This window comes from Pelobacter propionicus DSM 2379 (assembly GCF_000015045.1).
GTDB classification, from domain to species: domain Bacteria; phylum Desulfobacterota; class Desulfuromonadia; order Geobacterales; family Pseudopelobacteraceae; genus Pseudopelobacter; species Pseudopelobacter propionicus.
Map to the genome: position 1 here is coordinate 3,523,361 of NC_008609.1, position 18,471 is coordinate 3,541,831.

Annotated in this window: 19 protein-coding genes; all 19 read left to right on the top strand. The window is 61.4% G+C overall.

Annotated elements, in window-relative coordinates; genetic code table 11:
• The first annotated feature begins 188 nt into the window (after positions 1-188).
• Entirely contained in the window at positions 189-2,504 is a 2,316-nt protein-coding gene (gene lon / locus PPRO_RS15960; RefSeq protein WP_011737019.1) for an endopeptidase La, read from the top strand.
• Positions 2,505-2,507: 3 nt separating this feature from the next.
• On the top strand, positions 2,508-3,278 hold the full coding sequence (locus PPRO_RS15965; RefSeq protein WP_011737020.1) for an MlaE family ABC transporter permease: 771 nt from the start codon (positions 2,508-2,510) through the stop codon (positions 3,276-3,278).
• Between the two features lie 34 nt (positions 3,279-3,312).
• Positions 3,313-3,915: a Uma2 family endonuclease gene (locus tag PPRO_RS15970; RefSeq protein WP_011737021.1), complete on the top strand. Its 603-nt coding sequence runs from the start codon at positions 3,313-3,315 to the stop codon at positions 3,913-3,915.
• Positions 3,916-3,972: 57 nt separating this feature from the next.
• Positions 3,973-4,671: a hypothetical protein gene (locus tag PPRO_RS15975; protein WP_198138295.1), complete on the top strand. Its 699-nt coding sequence runs from the start codon at positions 3,973-3,975 to the stop codon at positions 4,669-4,671.
• 165 nt (positions 4,672-4,836) lie between these two features.
• Positions 4,837-5,583 carry an SAM-dependent methyltransferase gene (locus PPRO_RS15980; protein ID WP_011737023.1) on the top strand — a complete coding sequence of 249 codons (747 nt, stop codon included), beginning with the start codon at positions 4,837-4,839 and terminating at the stop codon, positions 5,581-5,583.
• Positions 5,584-5,664: 81 nt separating this feature from the next.
• On the top strand, positions 5,665-6,135 hold the full coding sequence (locus PPRO_RS15985; RefSeq protein WP_011737024.1) for an EVE domain-containing protein: 471 nt from the start codon (positions 5,665-5,667) through the stop codon (positions 6,133-6,135).
• Positions 6,132-6,884 carry an ABC transporter ATP-binding protein gene (locus PPRO_RS15990; protein ID WP_011737025.1) on the top strand — a complete coding sequence of 251 codons (753 nt, stop codon included), beginning with the start codon at positions 6,132-6,134 and terminating at the stop codon, positions 6,882-6,884. The genes PPRO_RS15985 and PPRO_RS15990 overlap by 4 nt, the downstream gene beginning before the upstream one ends.
• Positions 6,885-6,908: 24 nt before the next feature.
• Positions 6,909-7,991, top strand: coding sequence for an MlaD family protein (locus PPRO_RS15995; RefSeq protein ID WP_011737026.1), 1,083 nt, complete (start codon positions 6,909-6,911; stop codon positions 7,989-7,991).
• Positions 7,992-8,018: 27 nt separating this feature from the next.
• Positions 8,019-9,551: a M16 family metallopeptidase gene (locus PPRO_RS16000; protein ID WP_011737027.1), complete on the top strand. Its 1,533-nt coding sequence runs from the start codon at positions 8,019-8,021 to the stop codon at positions 9,549-9,551.
• Positions 9,548-10,978: a M16 family metallopeptidase gene (locus tag PPRO_RS16005; RefSeq protein WP_011737028.1), complete on the top strand. Its 1,431-nt coding sequence runs from the start codon at positions 9,548-9,550 to the stop codon at positions 10,976-10,978. Before PPRO_RS16000 ends, PPRO_RS16005 begins: the two co-directional genes overlap by 4 nt.
• 122 nt (positions 10,979-11,100) lie before the next feature.
• Positions 11,101-11,388: a flagellar biosynthesis anti-sigma factor FlgM gene (gene flgM / locus PPRO_RS19775; protein WP_011737029.1), complete on the top strand. Its 288-nt coding sequence runs from the start codon at positions 11,101-11,103 to the stop codon at positions 11,386-11,388.
• Between the two features lie 560 nt (positions 11,389-11,948).
• Positions 11,949-14,252 (top strand): putative monovalent cation/H+ antiporter subunit A, encoded by a 2,304-nt coding sequence (locus tag PPRO_RS16020; protein WP_011737030.1) that lies wholly within the window; start codon positions 11,949-11,951, stop codon positions 14,250-14,252.
• A 2-nt stretch (positions 14,253-14,254) separates the two neighbouring features.
• On the top strand, positions 14,255-14,662 hold the full coding sequence (locus PPRO_RS16025) for a Na+/H+ antiporter subunit B (RefSeq protein WP_011737031.1): 408 nt from the start codon (positions 14,255-14,257) through the stop codon (positions 14,660-14,662).
• Positions 14,663-15,034 carry a Na+/H+ antiporter subunit C gene (locus PPRO_RS16030; protein WP_011737032.1) on the top strand — a complete coding sequence of 124 codons (372 nt, stop codon included), beginning with the start codon at positions 14,663-14,665 and terminating at the stop codon, positions 15,032-15,034.
• Positions 15,027-16,529, top strand: coding sequence for a Na+/H+ antiporter subunit D (locus tag PPRO_RS16035; RefSeq protein WP_011737033.1), 1,503 nt, complete (start codon positions 15,027-15,029; stop codon positions 16,527-16,529). The genes PPRO_RS16030 and PPRO_RS16035 overlap by 8 nt, the downstream gene beginning before the upstream one ends.
• Positions 16,526-16,999 (top strand): Na+/H+ antiporter subunit E, encoded by a 474-nt coding sequence (locus tag PPRO_RS16040; protein ID WP_011737034.1) that lies wholly within the window; start codon positions 16,526-16,528, stop codon positions 16,997-16,999. The genes PPRO_RS16035 and PPRO_RS16040 overlap by 4 nt, the downstream gene beginning before the upstream one ends.
• A complete protein-coding gene (locus PPRO_RS16045; RefSeq protein WP_011737035.1) occupies positions 16,996-17,271 on the top strand; it encodes a cation:proton antiporter in 276 nt (91 codons plus the stop codon). The genes PPRO_RS16040 and PPRO_RS16045 overlap by 4 nt, the downstream gene beginning before the upstream one ends.
• Positions 17,264-17,641, top strand: a complete 378-nt coding sequence (gene mnhG / locus PPRO_RS16050) for a monovalent cation/H(+) antiporter subunit G (RefSeq protein WP_011737036.1) — start codon at positions 17,264-17,266, stop codon at positions 17,639-17,641. The genes PPRO_RS16045 and mnhG overlap by 8 nt, the downstream gene beginning before the upstream one ends.
• Complete coding sequence (locus PPRO_RS16055; protein WP_011737037.1) at positions 17,634-18,410, top strand: ion transporter; 777 nt, start codon at positions 17,634-17,636, stop codon at positions 18,408-18,410. The genes mnhG and PPRO_RS16055 overlap by 8 nt, the downstream gene beginning before the upstream one ends.
• Positions 18,411-18,471 lie beyond the last annotated feature (61 nt).

The following is an 18,471-nucleotide window of genomic DNA, read 5'->3' on the forward strand; positions in this document are numbered from 1 at the left end:
CATGCTAGAGTTTTGCGACCGGCGCGCTCGGCCCGAAGAATGCATACCCGAGACGACAGGCGTGTATCCCCCACGGTCAGTCCAGGCTCCCGCATACTGACGGGAACCAGCGTCATAATCGCCCCCGACAAACCGGTACACCGCATAACAATCAATCAAAACATTACATACGCACACCAGGACCCCCTATGCCCTACACCGACATGGAACTACCCGAAAAGCTCCCCGTTTTCCTGCAGAAAGAAATCGTCCCCTTCCCCTACATGATCTTCCCGCTCTTCGTGGACGAGCGTGACATGCTGACCTTCTCCATGGCCAGCACCCAGGAGAACCTGGTGGCGGTCGTCCTGCGCAACGGCGATGCCACAGGCAACGGCCAGACACTCGATTACCGTTCCATCGGCACCCTCTGCCGGATCACCAAGATCACCAAGATCGGCGACACCAAGTTCAAGGTAACCATGGAGGGGCTGAACAGGCTGCGGATCCTGGAACTGGACACCTCCGGGACGGTTCCCCAGGCCCACTGCGAATTGGTGCGGGAATTCGTCGAAAAGGGCATGGTCTCCGACGCCCTGGTGCAAAGCCTGAACGCCCTCTTGAAGATCTCCCTCTCCCACGGCAAGCCGCTGCCCGACGACGTGATGAAGATGATCGATTACATCGACAACCCGGCCCGCCTCTCGGACCTGGTGGCACTGTACGTCAACCTGCCGCTGGAGGGGCTCCAGGAGCTGCTGGAAACCACCGATCCCCTGGAGCGACTCAAGAAGGTCTACGTCTACCTGACCAACGAGGTCCAGCGCCTGCAGGTCAAGAGCGAGATCAACACCGAGGTCAACCGCAAGGTCGGCAAGAACCAGAAGGAATACATCCTGCGCGAGCAGATGAAGCATATCCAGGACGAACTGGGCGAGGAGGATGCCCGCACCGCGGATATGAACGACCTACGCAAACGCATCGAAGAGGCCGGCCTTCCCGAGGATGTGCACAAGATAGCCGTCAAGGAGCTGAAACGGCTGGAGCGCATCAACCAGGCCTCCCCCGAGTACACCGTGTCGCGCACCTACCTGGACTACCTGGCCGGCATGCCCTGGAACAGCTCCACCATTGACAGTCTGGACATCATCAGGGCCGAGGAGATCCTCAACGAGGACCACTACGACCTGAAGAAGATCAAGGAGCGCATCCTGGAGTTCCTGGCGGTACGCTCGCTGAAGGACGACATGAAGGGGCCGGTGCTCTGCTTCGTCGGCCCGCCGGGCGTGGGCAAGACCAGCCTGGGCAAGTCCATCGCCCGCTCCCTGGGCAGAAAGTTCGTGCGCATCTCCCTGGGCGGCATGCGGGACGAGGCCGAGATCCGCGGCCACCGCCGCACCTACATCGGCGCGCTCCCCGGCCGGATCATCAAGGAGATCTTCCGCTGCGGCAGCAACAACCCGGTGTTCATGCTGGACGAGATCGACAAGCTGGGCCAGGACTTCCGCGGCGACCCGGCCTCGGCGCTCCTTGAGGTGCTGGACCCGGAGCAGAACTTCTCTTTCCAGGACCACTACCTGGACGTCCCCTTCGACCTGTCCAAGGTCATGTTCATCACCACCGCCAACCAGCTGGACCCGATCCCCGGCCCGCTCAAGGACAGGATGGAAGTCATCCGCCTGGCCGGGTACAGCACCGAGGAGAAGCTGCACATCGCCCGCAACTTCATCGTCAGGCGCGAGATCGAAGAGAACGGGCTGAAGGAGATGCAGCCAGAGTTCCTGGACAACGCCATCGTCAAGATCGTCTCCGACTACACCAGGGAGGCGGGAGTGCGCAACATGCAGCGCACCATCGCCACCATCTGCCGCAAGGTGGCCAAGGAGATCACCCAGAAGAAGCCGCTGCGCACCCCCATAACCCCCGAGGTGGTGGCGGAACTGCTGGGGCCGCGCAAGTTCCACAATGAAGTGGCTGCCGAGAACGACCGCATCGGCGTGGTCACCGGCATGGCCTGGACCGAGTCCGGCGGCGACATCCTCTTTGTGGAGGTCACCAGCATGCCGGGCAAGGCGGAGCTGATCCTGACCGGCTCCCTGGGAGACGTGATGAAGGAGTCTGCCCGGGCGGCCCTCTCCTACATCGAGGCCCATGCGGTCGATTTCGGCATCGAGCCATCCGCCTTCGAGAACCGGGGCATCCACGTCCATGTCCCCTCCGGTGCCATCCCCAAGGACGGCCCCTCTGCCGGGGTGACCATCGTCACGGCACTGGTGTCGCTTTTGACCGGAAAGCCGGCCAGGCGCGACGTGGCCATGACCGGCGAGATCACCCTCACCGGCCGTGTCCTGGCCATCGGCGGGTTGAAGGAGAAGGTGCTGGCGGCCCACCGGGCCGGGGTCAGGAAGATCGTGGCGCCGGAGCGCAACCGCGACGACCTGGAAGACATCCCGGACAACGTGCGCAACGATCTGGAATTCATCTTCATCAACGAGGCGCGCGAGGCACTGGAAGCCGCGCTCTGATCCATGAACATCATCGTCGTCGACAGGGTGCTGATCCGCTTCTTCCACGGATTGCAGAGCTATTTCAGCCTGGGAGGGGGGATGCTGGCACGCATCTTCCGGCGCCCCTCCTACTACCGTGAATTCGTGGTGCAGTTCGACAAACTGGGCTTCGCCTCCCTGTTCATCTGCCTTTTGACCGGCCTTTTCTCCGGCATGGTCATGGCGCTGCAGGCCCTGATCCAGCTCAAACCGTTCGCCGCCACCAGCTATGTGGGCGGCATGGTTGCGGCCACCATGATCAAGGAACTGGGGCCGGTGCTGGCATCGCTGATGGTGGCCGGCAGGGGCGGGTCGGCCATCACCGCCGAACTGGGTACCATGGTTGTCACCGAACAGGTGGATGCCATGCGGGTGGAGGGGACCGACATCATCCAGCGCCTGGCAACCCCGCGCCTGAAGGCCATGCTGCTGGCCATGCCGCTTTTGACGGTGGCCACGGATGTTATCTCGCTGGTGGGGGGATACGTCATGTCGGCCGGGTACGGCATCAACCCGATCATGTACGTGAGCGGCCTCTCCCAGTTCATGGTCTTCCAGGACCTGATCGAGGGGCTGGTCAAACCGCTCTTCTTCGGGCTGATCATCGCCGTCACCGGCTGCTATGTCGGCCTGAACACCCGCGGCGGCGCCGAGGGTGTGGGGGCGGCGGCCAAGCAGGCGGTGGTGCTCTCATCGGTCACCATCCTGGTGTCAGACTTCTTCATCTCCAAGATCTTCGTGGCGTTCAGGTAACCGTTTTTCCCGGATTACAAGGAGGCTTGAGACCATGACCCTTCCCGCGGAGGAAAAAACGCAGCGCTTTTCGTGGAACGAGTACAAGCAGTGGCCGGAGGAGGAGCGCTGGCAGCTCATTGACGGTCAGGCTTTCCGCATGTCGGCAGCCCCGAACATCAGGCACCAGAGGGTGACCGGCAACCTGTATGCTGTGATTCGGGAGAAGTTGAAAGGCAGATCATGCATCTCTTTCATCGCCCCCACCGATGTGGTTTTTGACGACTACAACATCGTTCAGCCCGATGTGCTGGTGGTCTGCGACAACAACAGGATCACCGACGCCAACATCCAGGGCGCGCCGGACCTGGTCATGGAGGTACTCTCCCCTTCCAGCACCTTCATGGACAGGAAGCTGAAGCTGGAGCTGTACGAGCGTTTCGGTGTTCCGGAATATCTGCTGGTTGACCCGATGGGCGATCTGGTGGAGCGTTACCGCCTGGTGGAGGGGAGGTACGGCCGGGCGGATGTTTTCCCGTGGCACGGGGAACTACCGCTTGTATCCCTGCCAGGGGTACAGCTCAACCTGTGCGAGATATTCGAGCGGGATCTGGCGGAACTGAACGTGGTGAGGGAGGGGCCTAAGGGGTATAGCTGAAGTATCGGCAGGGTTAAATGGAGAAACAAAGTACGGGCAAGCATTGAAGATTTGAAAGTGATTCGTAAGTTCAAGCCTTCAATGCCTGACCCCGCCGCTTTCCCGACCTACCCGAAAATAAGGCAGGTCAAAGCCATGCCCGTTGGTCGTCGAAAACAGGTGAAAACACATATGAGCGATGAGGCGGAAAAGAGATACGTTGTTGATCAGGGTGGTTTGCCCGAGCTATATCCAACTCATTTGCATGAGGCAAAGTTCTGGGAAGCCCTTGGCCGAACCGTTGCCACGTTTGGGTTTCTAGAAGAGATACTGGGTAAGGCGATTTTTTCGTTTACCGCAACTAAGCCATACCGAGAAGACGAAATCGAAGAAGCTTATGCTAAGTGGTTTCCAACACTTGAACATGCTTTTACTGATCAACTTGGCAATTTAATCAAAAGCTACGACAAGGCCGTGCGAGAGCATCCTTCAACAACAATCTCCAACCTTGACGAATTGCTTCATGATCTACATGAGGTTTCAAAAATTCGAAACGTCCTCTGTCATGGTTCATGGCGCTCGCCAGACGCTGCTGGTGCGTCAATTCCTTTCTTCGTAAATTGTCAAAAGAAAGTCTTTAAAACTGCTGTCGATATTAACTTCTTAAATCAAGTTCAGAGGCATACTGTTGGCTTGGTTTGCGCCGTTGTCGATTCAGTTACTCATATGGGTTGGCAATTTCCAGGTTCTTGCGGTCCAGGAAAATCGATTTCATAATACGTAGTCCGCCATTGCAAAGACCATGGAGTAAGCCTCTGGCAGAGCCAAGGCTTAAACGGAAGGATGATGCGCCAACCAAGCGTAACAGCGGTCTTGGCCGCTGTACTCTCTAACGTTGGAGCGTGACTGAATCCATTAACACCCCTAAGGAGATTTCCCGAAATGGACATCCCACGGATCTTTACCATCACCGAAAGCGCTCACCGCATCCATAACCCGTTCACATCCGAAAAGCTCGCCACCCTCGGCGAGGCGCTGCGTCTGGAAACAGGGACCCAGGTGCTCGACCTCGGCAGCGGTTCGGGGGAGATGCTCTGCACCTGGGCGCGCGATTACGGCATCATCGGCACCGGCATCGACATGAGCCCGTTGTTCACCGAGCAGGCGAAGCTCCGCGCTGAAGAACTCGGCGTTGCCCATCAGGTCAGGTTCATCCATGATGATGCCGCAGGCTACGTCTCGGACGACAAGGTCGGTGTGGCAGCCTGTGTCGGCGCCACCTGGATCGGCGGGGGAGTCGCCGGAACCATCGAGCTTCTGGCGCGGAGCCTGGAGAGCGGAGGGATCATCCTCATCGGCGAGCCCTACTGGCGGCAGGTACCGCCGACGGAAGAGGTTGCCAGGGGGTGCCTCGCCACCTCGATCTCCGACTTTCTCACGCTGCCGGAACTTATCGCGTCCTTCGGACGCCTCGGCTGCGACGTGGTTGAAATGGTTCTGGCCGACCAGGACGGCTGGGACAGATACGAAGCGGCCAAATGGCTCACCATGCGCCGATGGCTTGCAGCCAATCCCGGCGACGAATTGTTCAGTGAGGTTCGAGCCCAATTGACCTCGGAACCCGTGCGCCATGCCACTTACACGAGAGAATACCTGGGCTGGGGTGTATTCGCGCTGATGTCGCGCTGATGCGGCGGGCAGAAATTCCTCCCCCTTGAAGGGGGATGAACAAAGGCATGGGGACGCATTACGAGCAGTAACGGGGAGCAGATGAACTACTGGCTGTTTAAAACCGAACCGGGCTGTTTTTCGTTCGACAACCTGAAAAACCGCCCGAACATGACCGAGCCCTGGGACGGGGTGCGCAACTTCCAGGCCCGCAACTACCTGCGCGACACCGTCAAAGTCGGCGACCTGGTGTTGTTCTACCACAGCAATATCCCGCAACCGGCCATCGTGGGTCTGGCCACCGTGGTGCGGGAGGGATACCCGGACACAACCGCCCTGGACCCCGAGGGAGAGCACTTCGACCCCAAATCATCTCCAGCCAATCCCATCTGGTACATGGTGGATGTCCGCTATCTCAAGGAGATGACGCGGCAGGTCAGCCTGGAGCAGATAAAGGCCAATCCGCTCCTGGAGGCCATGCCGCTGGTCAACAGGAGCCGCCTCTCCATCCAGCCGGTGACGCCGGAGCAGGGGGAGATCATCCTGGCCATGGGGGGAACCTCACTCCCATGAGCTGCGCCGACTCCATCCGCATGGAAAAGCTCTGCTACTCCGTGGGGGGACGCACGATCCTGGAGGATTTCGACTTCCGGCTGGAACGGGGGGTCAACCGCACCATCCTGGGGATCAGCGGCGCCGGCAAGACCACCATCCTCAAACTGCTGTTGGGGCTTCTGAAGCCCACCGCGGGCAGGGTCTTCATCGGCGATCAGTGCATCACCGGCCTCCCCGAATCAAGCTACATGGAGCTGCGCAAATGCATCGCCATCGTCTTCCAGGGGGGCGCGCTGTTCGATTCCATGACCGTGGGGGAGAACGTGGGCTACCGCCTGCTGGAGGAGGGACGCCTGAGCATGGCGGAGATCGAGCGGGTCGTGGTGGAAAAGCTCAGCTTCGTGGGAGTGGAGCAGGCCCTGAACCTGTATCCGGCGGAACTCTCCGGCGGCATGAAGAAGCGGGTGGCCATCGCCCGGGCCCTGGCCGCCGACCCGGAATACATCTTCTTCGACGAGCCGACCACCGGGCTGGACCCCATCGGGGTCTACAACATCCGCAACCTGATGCAGCGCTTGCAGGCCGAGGGCAAGACCACCCTGATGGTCACCCACGACCTGGCCACCGCCTTCGCCACCTCGGACCGCTTCACCTTCCTGCACCAGGCGCGCATGCTGTTCGAGGGGAGCGAGGCCGAGATACGGGCCTGCGACATCGCGGAGGTGCGGGAATTCCTGGAGCCCACCGAGCAGTCGCTGTTCGCATGACACAAAAGAAGTACGGGATATGATATGGAACGAAGCAACAGAATAGGCTGGGCACAGGTGCGCGCCGGCGTCTTCATCTTCCTGGCGCTGCTGTTCATCGCAGGCGGCGTGCTGCTGATGGGGCAGAAGACCAAGATGTTCACCCCCAAGGGAAAGCTCAAGGTAATGATGGAGGACGTGGCCGGACTCAAGGACGGTGCGCCGGTCTGGCTGGCCGGGGTGGATGTGGGGGTTGTGACGGCGGTGGAGTTCGTCGACCCGGAACGTTCCAACGAGGTGACCATCTTCATCGAGGCCGAACACGAGGCACTGCGCAAGATCGGCCCCGACTCCAGGATCACCATCAAGACCCGGGGCCTGATGGGGGAGAAGTATGTTGACATCATCCCTTCCCGCTTCTACTCCACCACCCCGCCGCAAATCTTGCGCGGCGCCCCCACGGCAAAGCTGGACGACGTGGTGCAGAAGGCGGGAACCACCTTCGACCGGGTGAACACGATCGTGGACAGCATCACCCAGGGCAAGGGAACCTTGGGCAAACTGGCCAACGACCCGGCCCTGTACTCCAACATCGTCAAGCTGACCAGCGAACTGAGCGAGCTGACCATCACCATCAACCGGGGCCAGGGAACCCTGGGCAGACTCAACCGAGACCCTGAACCGTACAACCGTCTGGTCAGCATCCTGAACCGCGCCGACCAGACCCTGCAGGACATCCAGAAATCCGAGGGGACCCTGAACAAGCTGATCCACGATGAAACCCTCTACGCCAAGCTGGTGCTCTTGGCCGACACCAGCGTGCAGGCCGCCGGCGACGTGCGCGAACTGAACCGCAAGCTCACCTCCCCGGAGGGGACCATCGGCATGCTGGTCAGCGATCGCGAGCTGTACGACAGGGGACTCTCCCTGATCAACCGCGCCGACAGCTCGATCAAGACCATCGAGGAGATCACCGGCCGCATCAACAACGGCAGCGGCACACTGGGCAAGACCATCAACGAGAAGGAACTCTACGAGCGGGTCAACCGCATGGTGGATTCCGTGGAGCTGCTGATTAAAGACATCAAGCAGAACCCGGGCCGCTATGTGAAATTCTCGCTCTTCTAACCGACAGCGTTACTCGAGGAAGCATCCATGCGTCTACTGATCGCCCTTTCAACCGCCCTCTGCCTGTTCACCGGCACGCTCCAGGCCGCGCCTCCGGCCGAGCCCACGAAAGCCGCTTCGACCGCCCCCCGCTCTCCCCTGGAGGAGAAGGTGGTGGAGCACCGCCTGAAGAACGGCATGAAGCTCTTGATGGTCGAGCGGCACACATCGCCCACCGTGGCTGCCTGGATACGCTTCCGGGTGGGGAGCGTGGACGAGAAGAGCGACGAGCGCGGCATCGCCCACCTGCTGGAGCACATGCTCTTCAAGGGGACCACCACCCTGGGAACCAAAGATTACGCCGCCGAGAAGCCGCTTCTGGACAGGATCGAGCAGACCGGCCAGGCCCTGATCGCCGAGAAGGCCAAGCAGAACAAGGGCGATGCGAAAAGGATTGACCAGCTGACGCGGCAACTGGCGGAGCTGGAGGCCGAGGCCGGAACGTACGCCATAAAGGATGAGTTTTTCGAGCTCTATTCCAAAAACGGTGGGGTGGGCTACAACGCCTTCACCAGCCGCGACGGCACCACCTACCTGATCAGCCTCCCCTCCAACAAGCTGGAGTTGTGGGCGGCCATCGAATCGGACCGGATGCAAAACGCCGTGCTGCGCGAGTTCTACACCGAGCGGGCGGTGGTCATGGAGGAGCGCCGCCGCTCCTACGATGCCGACCCGGTGAGCAGGCTGTGGGAGACCTTCCTGGCCTCATCCTACCTGGCCCACCCCTACGGCCAGCCCACCATCGGCTGGATGTCGGACATCGAGAACCTGACCCGCGGCAAGGCGGAGCGATTCTTCCGCGACTACTACGGCCCCCAGTCCGCCATCGTGGCCATCGTGGGCGACATCGACCCGCGGGCCACCATTGCCCTGGTGGAGCGCTATTTCGGCGCCATCTCACCGGGCAGCAATCCTGCCCCGGTCACGACCCAAGAGCCGAAACAGGGGGGTGAACGGCGCATCGAGCTGATGGCAGACTCCCAGCCAACACTCATGGTCGGCTTCCACAAGCCGGCCATCGGCGCAGCCGATGACTACGTCTTCGACGTCATCGCCACGATCCTCGGCCATGGCCGCACCTCGCGGCTGTACCGGAAACTGGTCATCGAGGACCAGCTGGCCAGTGACGTGGCGGTGTTCGACGCCCCCGGGAGCCGCTATCCCAACCTGCTGGTGATCAACGCCGATCCCCGCGCCCCCCATACGGTCAATGAGGTGGAGCAGGCCATCTTGGCCGAATTGGAACGCCTGAAGAACGAACCGGTCAGCGAGCGGGAACTCAAGCGCGTGCTCAACGGCATCGAGTTCGAGGAGGCACGGCGCATGGGCACCAACGGAGGGCTGGCACGCAACCTGACCGAATTCGAGGCCCTGACCGGGAGCTGGCGCTACATGAGCGCATACCGACACAGGGTGGCGGCGGTCACTGCGGCCGACATCCGGCGGGTGGCCAACCATTACTTCAGCAGGGAGAACCGCATGGTCGGTTTCATCACCACACAGGGGGATGTAAAGAAATGAAACGAATTATCCTCGCCCTCTGCCTGTCGCTCTGCACGGTTGCAGTTGTCTTTGCCGCCGAAGGGGGGAAAGCCGATCCCCGCAGCATGAGCTTTCCGGAACTGCGCTTCCAGATACCCAGGGCTGAACGAATCGTCCTTACCTGCGGCATGCCGGTCTACCTGCTGGCCGACAGGGAACTGCCCATCATCAGCATGACCGCGCTGGTGCGCACCGGCTCGGTCTACGACCCAGCCAACAGATCCGGCCTGGCCACGCTGACCGGCAGCGCCATGCGCAACGGCGGCGCCGCTGGCATGTCTGCGGAGAAGATGGACGACGAACTGGAGTTCATGGCTTCAACCGTTGAGAGCGCTATCGCCCAAGACATGGGGACGGTCTCCTTAAGCAGCCTGACCAGGAATTTCAACCAGACGCTGCGCATCTTCCGCGACGTGCTGCTGCATCCCGATTTCTGCGACAAGCGCCTGGAGCTGATCCGCAGGCAGATGATCGAGGGGCTGCGCCGCCAGAACGACGATCCCAAGGAAATCGCCGATCGGGAGATTGCCAGGGCCATCTACGCCGGGCACCCCCTGGGGGCGGTGCCGAGCTTTGCATCGGTCACGGCCATCACCCGCCAGGAGGTGGTTGACTTTCACCGCCGTTTCTTTCGCGTGGACAACATGATCCTGGCCGTGTCCGGCGACTTTGAGCGCACCGCCCTGATCCGCCAACTGAACGAGGTTTTCGGCCCGAGGCGCCCCACCGCTCCCCTGAGCGTGGATAAGATTCCCCAGCCCCCTGCCATCTTCAGGCCGGAGGTTCTCCATGGCAAGAAATCGGTCAACCAGTCCGTGATCCGCATGGGACACCTGGGACCGACCAAGGACGATCCGGACATCCACGCCGTACGCATCCTGGATTACATCCTGGGGGGCAGTTTCACCTCGCGCCTGACCATGGAGATCCGCACCAACCGGGGGCTGGCCTACAGCGCCGGCAGCCACTTCGACATCGGCCGCCGCTTCAGCGGCAGCTTCATCGCCGAAACCGAAACCAAGGCCGAGAGCACCGCAAAGGCAATCTCCCTGATGAGGGAGATCATCACCACCATGACCCGGGAGGAGGTCAGCGACCAGGAGCTGAAGTCGGCGCAGGAGTACATCATCAACTCCTTCATGTTCGGTTTCACCTCCCCGGCGGCCGTGGCAATCCAGCGGGCCAGACTGGAGTATTACGGCTATCCGATCGACTACCTGGAGACCTACCGCGACAGCATCGCCCGGGTGACAAAGCGGGACGTGCTCTCCGCAGCCCGCACATACCTGAAACCGGAGGCGTTCAAGATCGTGGTGATTGGGGACGCGAAAAGCTTCGACAAACCGCTGACGACCTTCGGAGCGGTGCGGGAACTGGACCTGAGCCAGAGCGTTCCCGCCAACTGATCCCCGGGCGATGAACGCATCTGTCCGGCAAGAGACGCGGATTCGTTGTAAAGTTTGTCAGGGAAACTGTCGAAGGGAACTCAGAAGCACGAGACCATCCCAGTGGAGAGCGGGAACAGGCAATGAAAATCGACAACACCCCCATTACCCCGGCAGGAACACGGGAAACAGATCAGACGAAAACCGCCGCGCGCACATCCGGTCATTCCCCTGCTCCAGACAGGACGAATGAGACAGCTTTCAGCGTCGACATATCAGCAACAGCCGGACAGATGAGTAGCGAGGTCGCCGACGAAGACCAGGCCCGCCGGGACAAGATCGCGGCAATCAGGGCACAGCTGGCCGCGGGCAGCTACAGCATCAGCGGCAGGGATGTGGCGGAAAAGATGCTTGAGACCATCAAGGGGTAAAAAGGAGAGTCTCGGCCATCTTTTCAGCCACGTCCCTTGCACACATCACTACCCCGCACGTCCACGCATCAGGCACAGGTATCCCCTCTCCTGCTCTCTCCGTGTTTCCCCCCCGCCGTCTCAAGCGTAGCTCCAATGCCAGACGTCCCTTCACCGCCCCATGCCCCCAAGCCTGTATCTCCCGTGGCATTTCAGGCAGTCGGGGCACCATAGCGAGAGCACCAGGCTCTTTCGCCGTAATCAGCTGTTTTTCCAAAGTGTTTTCAGCATGCAGCCGCTTTTTCAAGGTTCAAACACTCTTCCGCTGGACAGGTATCCCATGGGGCCTGCGAACCTGACACTGTCTCCCGGTTTTCCGGACACCTGCAGTTCATACAGGTACGAATCGGGGCGAAGCCACAGATCAGGCGACTCGCGGCCAAGCGCAGGTCTGCTATAGTAGTAGGCATTTGCTGTTCTCCACGCATCGGAATCCTCTCAGCCATTTTGACGAAACACCGCCCGGCACGACGCGAGCGAGGGTCGACAGCCTTGAACCACCAACACCGAGGGAGAACCTCATGTCCATGCTGGCTGCTCTGCTGACATCTTTCGGGACGGCTCTTCTCGCCCCACTGCTGCATCAGCTCATCCCCCGTCGGGCCGGATGGCTGTGGGGGCTCCCGCCGCTGGCCCTGTTCTGCTTTTTCCTGGCTCGGACCGGACCAGCGGCATCGGGCGCGGTGCAGCAGGAGAGCTACGCCTGGATTCCCTCCTTGGGAGTCACCTGTATCCTGGCCATGGACAGCCTCAGCATCCTGTTCGCCTTGCTGATCAGCGGCATCGGCACCATTGTGCTGATCTATGCTTCTTCGTACCTGCGCCACCATCGCCATCTGGGCCGATTTTACGGCCTGATCCTGGCGTTCATGGCAGCCATGCTCGGAACCGTGCTGGCGGGAGACCTGCTGACCCTCTTCATGTTCTGGGAACTGACCGGCTTCTGCTCTTTCATGCTGATCGGCTTCGAGCACGAAAACAGGGCTTCACGCGACGCCGCGCTCCAGGCACTGCTGGTCACCGGCGCCGGGGGACTGGCCCTGCTGGCAGGGATAGTCCTGATGGGGCGGGCCACGGGGAGCATGGATCTGAAAACCATTCTGGCCAGCGGAGACGTGCTGCGAGCCCATCCCCATTACCTGGCCATGCTGCTGCTGATACTGAGCGGTGCGTTTACCAAGTCGGCCCAGTTCCCCTTCCATTTCTGGCTCCCGGGCGCCATGGCCGCACCTACCCCGGTCAGCGCCTATCTGCACTCGGCCACCATGGTCAAACTGGGAATCTATCTGCTGGCGCGCCTTGCGCCGGTAGTGGGCGGCACCAAAGAGTGGTTCGTCTGCCTGACCCTGGTCGGAGCCACGACCATGCTGCTGGGAGGGGCAACAGCCATTCTCCGCGACGACCTGAAGCAGATCCTGGCCTGGTCCACCGTCAGCGCCCTGGGTACCCTGACCTTGCTGCTGGGATTGGGAACCCCGCTGGCCGTCACGACCGCCATGCTCCTGCTGCCGGTGCACGCCCTGTACAAAAGCGCCCTGTTTCTGGCTGCCGGGGCAGTAGACCATTCCGTCGGAAGCCGGGCCATATCCCGCCTGGGGGGACTGGCCGGAAGCATCCCCTGGGTGGCGGCGGGCGCGCTCATTGCAGCACTGTCCATGGCCGGACTGCCCCCTCTGGCCGGTTTCATCGCCAAGGAGCTGCTCTATGAAACGACGCTCCAAGCTCCCCTCTGGCCGGTGCTGACCACAGCTTTCATGACAACCGCAAACGCCCTGGCAATCGTGGCAGCGCTAATGGCCGGCTATGCCCCCTTTTTCGGCAAACGGAAAGAGCCGGGCCCGCCCCCCCACCGGGTGGAGGCGCATCTCTGGCTCCCCGTACTTGTCCCTGCCCTGGCCGGCCTTCTGATCGGGCTGTTTCCCGCTCCGTTCGGGCACTGGCTGGTGGCGCCGGCGGTGGAAACGACGCTCGCCACCCCTGTTCCCGTTGCACTGGCCCTCTGGCACGGAATCAACCCGCCCCTCGTGCTCAGCCTGCTCACCCTGGTTGCGGGCCTTGCCATTGCCGTCGGCCGCATCCCGCTCATAAAACGGCTGCCGTCGCTGGACGGCACCAAGCTGTGGGGACCGGAACAGCTGTACGCACGAATGCTCGAAGGCCTGCCCAGGCTCGCTGCTGTCCTGACAGCGTCTCTGCAGAACGGTCGTCTGCGTCACTACCTCATGACCGTAGTGGGGGGCGCGGTCGGCCTGATGTGCCTTGCACTCATCTCAGGGCCGGCCTCCCTGCCCACACCGCAACGTCCCGACGGCGGGCTCCACGAATGGCTGACCGCAGCCGTCATTCTGGGAGGCGCCCTGATGGCGGCCACCACAAGATCGCGCTTGGCCGCCGTGGCTGCCCTCGGCACGGTGGGGTACGGCGTAGCCCTGATCTACATCATCTTCGGAGCACCGGACTTGGCAATGACCCAGTTCTGCATCGAGACACTCTCTATCATCATGTTCGTACTGGTTCTGTACCGCTTGCCCCGCTTCACTCCCCTCTCTTCACCCCTGTCCCGCCTGCGGGATTTGCTGGTGTCCCTCTCCATCGGCTGCGCCATGGGCCTGCTGGTACTGATGGCGGTCTCCCGGCCGATGTTCCCCCACATCGGCGACTGGTTCCTCCGGCAAAGCTTGCCCGCTGGACATGGACGGAACGTGGTCAACGTCATCCTGGTGGATTTCCGTGCCCTGGATACGCTGGGAGAAATCACCGTCCTGGCGGTAGCGGCCCTGGGGGTATACGGATTGCTGAAGAAACGGTCCGGGGAGGATAGCTAACCATGTATTCCCTGATCCTTGCCACCGCCATACGGATCCTGCTACCACTGATGCTGCTGTTCTCCCTCTTCCTGCTGCTGCGGGGGCACAACGAGCCTGGGGGGGGCTTCGCGGGAGGACTGGTGGCGGCGGCCGCCTTCGCGCTCTACAGTCTGGCCCACGGGGAGCAGGAGGGACGCCGGCTGCTGCGGGTGGATCCCCTCCGGCTGGTCGCAACGGGTCTGCTGATGGCGCTGGCGAGCGGACTGCTCTCGCTCCCCATGGGGCTTCCCTTTCTCACCGCCGCCTGGAGCAGCGTGCCGGTTCCGGGTATCGGCCACGTCGGCACACCGCTCCTGTTCGACGCAGGAGTGTATGTACTGGTCGTTGGGATTGCCCTTTTGATTATCTTCACGCTGATGGAGGAGTGAATGGAAAGCGTACTGGCGGTGGTCATTGCCGGACTGTACACCACGGGCATGTACCTGATGGTGCGGCGGAGCATCGTCAAGATGGTCTTCGGTCTGGCCCTGCTGGGAAACGCAGCCAACCTGCTGATTTTCACCGTGGGAAGACTGACCCGTGGCAGACCTCCCCATATTCCGCTGGAAGAAATTGCTCCGCTGACGCCCGTCGCCGACCCCGTTCCCCAGGCCCTGATCCTGACCGCCATCGTGATCGGCTTCGGGGTGCAGGCATTTGCTCTGGTACTGATCAAACGGGTCTACCAGACGGTGGGAAGCGACGACCAGGACGAAATGATCACGGAAAACCGGGTGTCGGAGAAGAAGCTCCATGAATAACCTGCTCTTTGTACCGCTGTTGATCCCGCTTGCCACCGCGACCGCGGGACTCCTGGCCTGGAGAAGGAGGAACCTGCAACGCATGCTGGGGGTCTGCGGAACGACATCCCTGCTGGTGGCCGGCTTGTGCCTACTGACGCAGGTGCGCGGAAAGGGGATTCTGAGCGTCCAGGCGGGAAACTGGCCGGCTCCCTTCGGCATTACCCTGGTCGCCGACAGTTTCAGCGCCCTGATGATAGCCGCAACCGGCTTCATGGGACTGGCCGTATCGGTCTATTCGTTGACCGACGCGGATGCAGGCCAGGAATCGCTCGGTTACCACCCCCTGCTGCAGGTCCTCCTGCTGGGGGTCTGCGGTTCGTTTCTCACCGCTGATCTCTTCAACCTCTATGTCTGGTTCGAGGTGCTGATGATCTCTTCCTTCGTGCTGCTGGCCCTGGGGGGGCGCAGGGAACAGATCGAGGGCGCCATCAAGTATGTAGCCCTCAACCTGACCGCTTCGGCCTTCTTTCTGGCAGGAATCGGCCTGCTCTACGGCGTAACCGGCACCCTCAACATGGCCCATGTGGCGGTTCAGTTGCGCGAAACGGAACATACTGGCACCGTACCGATCATAGCGGCCCTGCTCTTCAGCGCCTTTGGCGTCAAGGCGGCGGTCTTTCCGTTTCATTTCTGGCTGCCCGCCTCCTACCACACCGCGCCGATTGCGGTGACGACCCTTTTCTCGGCGCTGCTTTCAAAAGTCGGTATCTATGTTCTGATCAGGATATTCACCCTGATCTTCGTTCAGGAGGCAATTGCCGGTCAGGCCATCATACTGACGGCAGCGGGCCTGACCATGCTGATCGGAGTTCTGGGCGCCATGGTTCAGTACGAGATGCGGCGCCTGCTGTCGTTTCATATCGTGAGCCAGATCGGGTACCTGCTGATGGGGCTGGGCCTCATGACACCGCTGGCTCTGGCCGGCACCATATTCTTCATGGCCCACATCATCGCCGCGAAATCCGCTCTCTTTTTGACAACGGGCATCGTGGCCCGCCTGACAGGCAGCAGCGAACTGCCCCGCTCCGGCGGCCTGTACCATCAGCGGCCGTTTCTGGCGGCGATCTTCCTGCTGCCGGCGCTTTCCATGGCCGGATTGCCGCCGCTGTCCGGATTCTGGGCCAAACTGGCCCTGATAACGGCAAGCCTGGGCCATGGGCACTACCTGCTGACCCTGGTGGCCCTGCTGGTAAGCCTCATGACGCTGTTCTCCATGACCAAGATCTGGAATGAGGCTTTCTGGAAGACACGTCCTCCCGGGGAGGAAACGGATCCGCGCCCCATGCCCGTTCTCTCCAGCGTGCAGTTGTACGCACCGGCCCTGGCATTGGCGCTGGTATCGGTGACGATGGGACTGGGCGCCGAACCGTTCTTCCGGCTGGCACTTGTTGCCGCCGGCCAGTTGCTGGAACCAGCCGGCTATATCACCGCCGTCCTGGGGGTGCGACCGTGACCGTTTTTCTGGCCAACATCCTGCTGGGGCTGGCCTGGATGGCCCTGACCGGCTCCTTCAGCGTCGGAGGGCTGTTTACCGGCCTCTGCTTCGGCCTGTGCGTACTCTGGATCGGCCGTCAGGACCAGAATTCGGCGGACTACCGGAGGAAGCTGCTGGCAATTGCCGGCTTCGTTATTTTTTTCCTGCGCGAACTGGTAATCGCCAACCTGCGGGTGGCCCACGACGTGCTGACTCCGCGCCACCACATGACCCCCGGCATCGTGGCGGTCCCCCTCGACCTGGAGAGCGACCCGCAGATCACCCTGCTGGCGACCCTAATAACCCTGACGCCGGGGACCCTGAGCCTGAGCGTCTCAGACGACCGGCGGACGCTCTACGTGCACGCCATGTACGTCGATGATCCGGCAGACCTGGTGAGAGAAATCAAAAACGGCTTTGAAAGGCGTGTTATGGAGGTATTCCGATGACCCTGAGCGACGGCGTCACCCTGATTATCCTGCCCCTGCTGGGGGCCGGGCTATTGATCTCCTTTTACCGGGTCGTCCGAGGTCCGAGTCTGCCGGACCGGGTAGTGGCCCTGGACCTGATGGCAACCGTCATCATTTCCATCTCCGCCGTCTATTCCGTGGCAAGCAACGAGCCATCCTACCTGGACGCGGCAGTTGTGCTGGCCCTGATAACCTTCCTGGGAACCGTGGCATTCGCCTACTATCTGAACAGGAGCAGCAGCAATGCATGAGAACATCGTCGTCTTTATAATGGGGGCGGGCACCTTTTTCATCCTGGTGGCAGCCATTGGGGTAGTCCGGATGCCTGACATCTACATGCGCCTCTCAGCCGCATCCAAGGCATCCACCCTGGGGGCGAGCTTCATCCTGGCGGCGGTCGCGCTTTTCTTTGACAGCACGCCCGTCTCGGGAAAAGTAATCGCCATCATTTCCTTCACCCTGCTGACCGCGCCGATCGCGGCCCACATGCTGGGGCGGGCAGCCTATCTCAGCGGCACACCGCTCTGGGAAAAAAGCGTGTGCGACGAACTGGGAGCAGCAGGAGAATGGGACAGGAGGGTGAAGGAAGGGTGCTCGGCAAGCGGAGACAAACATGACTGACAAGTTCAGCGGAATACGCGAACAGCTCTACGTCATCATATTCGAGGCCGACACACGGGTAGGCAGGGCCTTTGACCTGACCCTGATCGTCTTCATCCTGCTGTCGGTACTGCTGGTGATGCTGGACAGCATACCGGAACTGCACCAGCAATGGGGTTCCTGGTTTTGGGGGGGAGAACTGCTGATTACCGTCCTCTTCAGCATCGAGTACCTGCTCAGGCTCTACTGCGCCCGCCGACCCGCACGCTATGCCTTGAGTTTCTACGGCATGGTTGACCTGCTGGCCATCATCCCCGGCTACGCCAGCCTCTTCCTTCCCGGCCTGCACTTGCTCAGCACGGTGCGTATCCTTCGTGTGCTGCGCATCTTCCGGGTTCTCAAGATGGTCCAGTTCATGGGAGAGGGGAGCAACCTCTGGCTGGCGCTGAAACGCAGCCGCTACAAGATCACGGTCTTCCTGACCACGGTGGTGACCATCGTGGTATTCGTGGGCAGCCTGATGTATCTGATCGAGGGGTCAGAGGGCGGTTTTACCAGCATCCCCAAAAGCATCTATTGGGCTATCGTCACCATGACCACCGTCGGCTACGGCGACATAGCTCCCAGAACGTCCTTGGGGCAGATGGTAGCATCACTGCTGATGGTGATCGGCTACGGCATTATCGCCGTACCCACCGGTATCGTCACCACCGAGATGATGCGCCCCCCGCCCGTCGGCGGGGTATGCCCCTGCTGCGGCAGAAAGGTGGACAGGGCGGAAGAGCGGTAGGAAGGGAGCCATGGTATACTTACCCCCTTAAGTCATCGAACAGGCCGCAACGACACCATGC

What these genes read in the sequence shown, in the direction of transcription:
- lon (WP_011737019.1), top strand. Translation starts at nt 189, where the DNA reads ATGCCCTACACCGACATGGAACTACCCGAAAAGCTCCCCGTTTTCCTG.
- PPRO_RS15965 (WP_011737020.1), top strand. Translation starts at nt 2,508, where the DNA reads ATGAACATCATCGTCGTCGACAGGGTGCTGATCCGCTTCTTCCACGGA.
- PPRO_RS15970 (WP_011737021.1), top strand. Translation starts at nt 3,313, where the DNA reads ATGACCCTTCCCGCGGAGGAAAAAACGCAGCGCTTTTCGTGGAACGAG.
- PPRO_RS15980 (WP_011737023.1), top strand. Translation starts at nt 4,837, where the DNA reads ATGGACATCCCACGGATCTTTACCATCACCGAAAGCGCTCACCGCATC.
- PPRO_RS15985 (WP_011737024.1), top strand. Translation starts at nt 5,665, where the DNA reads ATGAACTACTGGCTGTTTAAAACCGAACCGGGCTGTTTTTCGTTCGAC.
- PPRO_RS15990 (WP_011737025.1), top strand. Translation starts at nt 6,132, where the DNA reads ATGAGCTGCGCCGACTCCATCCGCATGGAAAAGCTCTGCTACTCCGTG.
- PPRO_RS15995 (WP_011737026.1), top strand. Translation starts at nt 6,909, where the DNA reads ATGGAACGAAGCAACAGAATAGGCTGGGCACAGGTGCGCGCCGGCGTC.
- PPRO_RS16000 (WP_011737027.1), top strand. Translation starts at nt 8,019, where the DNA reads ATGCGTCTACTGATCGCCCTTTCAACCGCCCTCTGCCTGTTCACCGGC.
- PPRO_RS16005 (WP_011737028.1), top strand. Translation starts at nt 9,548, where the DNA reads ATGAAACGAATTATCCTCGCCCTCTGCCTGTCGCTCTGCACGGTTGCA.
- flgM (WP_011737029.1), top strand. Translation starts at nt 11,101, where the DNA reads ATGAAAATCGACAACACCCCCATTACCCCGGCAGGAACACGGGAAACA.
- PPRO_RS16020 (WP_011737030.1), top strand. Translation starts at nt 11,949, where the DNA reads ATGTCCATGCTGGCTGCTCTGCTGACATCTTTCGGGACGGCTCTTCTC.
- PPRO_RS16025 (WP_011737031.1), top strand. Translation starts at nt 14,255, where the DNA reads ATGTATTCCCTGATCCTTGCCACCGCCATACGGATCCTGCTACCACTG.
- PPRO_RS16030 (WP_011737032.1), top strand. Translation starts at nt 14,663, where the DNA reads ATGGAAAGCGTACTGGCGGTGGTCATTGCCGGACTGTACACCACGGGC.
- PPRO_RS16035 (WP_011737033.1), top strand. Translation starts at nt 15,027, where the DNA reads ATGAATAACCTGCTCTTTGTACCGCTGTTGATCCCGCTTGCCACCGCG.
- PPRO_RS16045 (WP_011737035.1), top strand. Translation starts at nt 16,996, where the DNA reads ATGACCCTGAGCGACGGCGTCACCCTGATTATCCTGCCCCTGCTGGGG.
- mnhG (WP_011737036.1), top strand. Translation starts at nt 17,264, where the DNA reads ATGCATGAGAACATCGTCGTCTTTATAATGGGGGCGGGCACCTTTTTC.
- PPRO_RS16055 (WP_011737037.1), top strand. Translation starts at nt 17,634, where the DNA reads ATGACTGACAAGTTCAGCGGAATACGCGAACAGCTCTACGTCATCATA.